Origin of the sequence: Halochromatium sp., from assembly GCF_046541315.1 — a bacterium.
Classification (GTDB): Bacteria; Pseudomonadota; Gammaproteobacteria; order Chromatiales; family Chromatiaceae; genus Lamprobacter.
In genome coordinates this window covers 1-3,467 of sequence record NZ_JBKHDN010000252.1, presented here as the reverse complement: position 1 = coordinate 3,467, position 3,467 = coordinate 1, and the positions used below count along the sequence as shown (strand labels likewise).

The window sequence follows — 3,467 nt, the reverse complement described above, 5'->3', positions numbered from 1 at the left end:
GTCGAGCTGCAACGACTCCAAGACCTCGCCGCAGGTCATGATCGCCGCGAGCGGATTGCGCAGTTCGTGACCGAGGGTGGCGAGGAACTCATCACGTTGGGCGACGTGCTCGGCGCGCTCATCGAGCAGGTCGCGAATCCGGTACTGCTGACGGCGCTCGCGCAGCGCCATCTTGACCGCATTGACGAACAGGGTGCGGTTCACCGGGCGCTCGATCAGCCGGACATGGCCGTAGAGGTCATCATCGTCCAAGGCCTCGAAGCTAGCCTGCGCGAGCCGCCGAGTGAGCACGATCAACGGCAACGACGACCACTGCTCCTGCTGCGTGAACTGTTCCCGGATGCAGGTGCCGGCATCGCCCCGCAGCGCCTCGTCCGCCACCACCAGGGCGGCAGCGGGCTCGGCTAAGGCTCGATAGAGGGCCTCGGTGTCGGCGCAGATGTGGGGTTGCAGCTGGGCCTCACGGAGGAAGCGTTCGCAGAGCGAGGCGTCACCCGGGCTCGATGCCAGGATGAGGATGCGCTCGGCCTTGCTTGGGGGGAGCTGGGGATACTGTCAGCCATGATCCTGACTCAAAGCAGGGGCTGATCCGCACCCAGATACTCGGGCTCGTCGCTGAGCACGCCACGAAACTCACTCAGCGGCTCGCCGATGATCACCCCGCCTGGGCCGAACTTGTACTCGCGGATCCTGCGCTCGTGATCGCCATAGCGCTTCTTCATCACCGAGAGCGCGTAGCGTATCGCGCCATAGGCCTCGAAGTAGCGCTGGGCGATGACGGTGTCGGTCAGATAGCTGAGATCGACCGGGAAGCCTGGCTGCCGGTTCAGTGGACCCGGCTGCGTCAGGGTGATCAGCGTCAGCGCCCCATGCGCGCTCAGGTAGCTCAGCAGATCATGCACCTGCAGGTTGAGCATCGGGTCGTTCGGCATCGCCTGGAAGTAGCCATTGAGGCTATCGATGACGATGATCTGGCTCTGCTGATGGTCGACCTCGTCGGCGAGCTCGCGCGCCAGCTCACCCGGCGCGACCTGACCCGGGTCGATCTGGCGCAATTTGAGCCGCTCCGAAGTCAGTGCGGCGTCGATCGCGAGGCCTTGGCTGAGGGCGCGTTTGCGTAAGGTGGTCAGCGACTCATCGAAGGCATAGAAGGCGACCCGCTCATCCCGTTCTGCGGCGGCCAGCGCGAAGCTGGTCACCAGGGTCGATTTGCCGCAGCCGGGCGGGCCGATGACGCCGACACTGGTACCGCGCTCGAGCCCACCGCCGAGCAGCGTATCAAGGGGCGCGCTGCCGCTTGAGACGAGCCCATTGTGCGCGGGCGTCGAGGACCGATCGGTATCCAGCCGCGGGAACAGGCGCAAGCCGCCGGTCTCGATGCGCAGGTTATGATAGCCACCGACATAGGCTTGGCCGCGCAGTTTCGGCAGCCACAGCCAACGTCGGCCGGGCCCGTAATCATTGACCCGCTGCTCCATGCGGACGATGCCCCAGGCCAGACTGCGCGGGTGCAGCTGCGCTGGCCCGTCCGGCTCGTCGGTGACCAGCAATGTGGTGCCGAGTTCGACGGCCTTGGTGCGGAAGCGTTCGACATGGCGCCGGAACGACGAGGACTGATCGCTGTAGACCCGTAATGCGGCCAGGGTGTCGAGGACCAGGCGCTGCGGTCGCAGGGTCTCCATCTCGGCGAGCATGGCCTGAACGCGGTCGTCGAGGGCGATCTCGGTGAGATCGAACAGGGCGATGCTGTGCACCTCATCGGCGCTGACCAGATCGCGCATCTCGAGCCCGTCGATCGACCAGCCATGCGCGGCGGCGATCAGGGCGACCTCTTGCGGGCTCTCGGCGAGCGAGATCAGCAGGCAGCGCTCGCCGCGACGCAGCCCCTCGAGCAGGAACTGGAGTCCAAAGGTGGTCTTGCCGGTCCCTGGGCGGCCTTCGATGAAATACAGCTGGCCCTGCCGCAGTCCGCCTTGCAGGATATCGTCCAGACCCGGAATACCAGAGGGGATGAACGCGGTTGATGTCGACATGGATAGGCTCCTTACTCACTCCGCGAGCCAGCCTTACTGCGCCGGCTTCCTGACGAGACGCCCTGACGAGACGCTTGTCGCTAGGTCAGCAAAGGCGGAGCTTTTGACTCGCCGCCTCTCGGTCAATTCAACCATCAGTCGGGCGAAGAGACCAGATGGTTCTGGCGGCGGCGCGCCTGATCGGGCTCGATCCTTCACGGCCATGAACGTCCCCTCTATCTCGACATTCGGTCGTTTTTCGGCCTGCGTGCGGTGCCGTCGCGCCAAGGAAGACGGGATTGGCTCAGCCATTGCTTGAGCTTGAGTCACGCACAACCCATCGCAACGGAGACCGAATCATGTCGATGCAGCTGTCATCCCCCGCGTTTAACAACGGCGAGCGTATCCCCGATCGCTACACCAAGGCCGGCACCAACGACCAGCCGGAGCTGATCATCGCCGGCGTGCCCGAGGAGGCCCAGGAACTCGCGGTCATCTGCCATGATCCGGACGCGCCCATGCCCAACGGTTTCACCCACTGGCTAGTGTACGGCATTCCAGCCGGGACCGAGCAGATCCCGATGAATGCTGAGAATCAGTTCCGGCCGGGCACCAACGATTTTGGCGACATCGGCTGGGGCGGCCCCCTGCCACCGGAAGGTCATGGCCCGCATCATTACTACTTCTGGCTCTACGCGCTGGACCAGCCCGTGTCCGGCATGCCGGACCGCGAGACCTTTCTGCGCGACTACGGCGCGCATGTCATCGATCAGAGCCGCATCATCGGCGTCTACGAGCGCTGAGGCATCAGCCTGAAGACCCGAGCTGAGCTGAGGGGACCCGACACGCGCTCCTGATGGTCTTGATGATCGTCGCGGCTCGGCCCTCCCCTGTTGGGGTCGATATCCCCCGCGCCTGGTGCATGTCCACAACGACGAGTCTGTTGCCAGGCCTGCCTGAGCCGGCCGTTCAATTGGCACAGGTGCTGCGTTAGATTGGCACAGGTGCTGCTTTAGATTGGCGGACAGTTTCGTCACCCCATGCGCCAACCCGTGACTGCTCTTGTTGATTGCAGTCTTGGGTTCGGACGCCACCTGGCACCTTCGGCTGGAGAAACCTGATGAACGATGGGACGCTGATCGCTTGGCTCAATGATCTTGGCAGCGACGATGTCGCCCAAGTCGGCGGCAAGAACGCCTCGCTCGGCGAGATGATCCGCCATCTCGGCGCCGAAGGCGTGCGCGTGCCGGGCGGCTTTGCGACCACCGCGCAGGCCTATCGGCAGTTCCTGGCCGAGAACGCGCTGGAGCCGCGCATCCGCGAGCTGGCCCAGGCGTTTGAACAGAACGAGCGCCCACTCAGCGAGGTCGGCGAGCAGATCCGCGCCCTTTTCCTCGACGCCGAGATCCCTGCGGTACTGGCCGATGCGGTGCAAGAGGCCTACCAGGCGCTGGC

At 64.8% G+C, this 3,467-nt stretch carries 4 protein-coding genes; 2 read left to right on the top strand and 2 right to left on the bottom strand.

What is annotated here, in order from left to right; genetic code table 11:
* Nucleotides 1-384: histidine kinase dimerization/phospho-acceptor domain-containing protein (locus ACLFQI_RS12650; RefSeq protein ID WP_410759838.1), on the bottom strand; the 384-nt coding region annotated here is incomplete at its 3' end.
* Between the two features lie 188 nt (nucleotides 385-572).
* On the bottom strand, nucleotides 573-2,033 hold the full coding sequence (locus ACLFQI_RS12645; protein WP_410759836.1) for an ATPase domain-containing protein: 1,461 nt from the start codon (nucleotides 2,031-2,033) through the stop codon (nucleotides 573-575).
* A gap of 338 nt (nucleotides 2,034-2,371) precedes the next feature.
* On the opposite strand from ACLFQI_RS12645, the gene ACLFQI_RS12640 reads away from it, so the two are divergent.
* Together ACLFQI_RS12640 and ACLFQI_RS12635 are read left to right on the top strand one after the other, a co-directional pair.
* A complete protein-coding gene (locus ACLFQI_RS12640) occupies nucleotides 2,372-2,815 on the top strand; it encodes a YbhB/YbcL family Raf kinase inhibitor-like protein (protein WP_410759835.1) in 444 nt (147 codons plus the stop codon).
* A gap of 317 nt (nucleotides 2,816-3,132) precedes the next feature.
* Nucleotides 3,133-3,467, top strand: a 335-nt coding sequence (locus tag ACLFQI_RS12635; RefSeq protein WP_410759834.1) for a PEP/pyruvate-binding domain-containing protein, incomplete at its 3' end; no start/stop codon positions are given.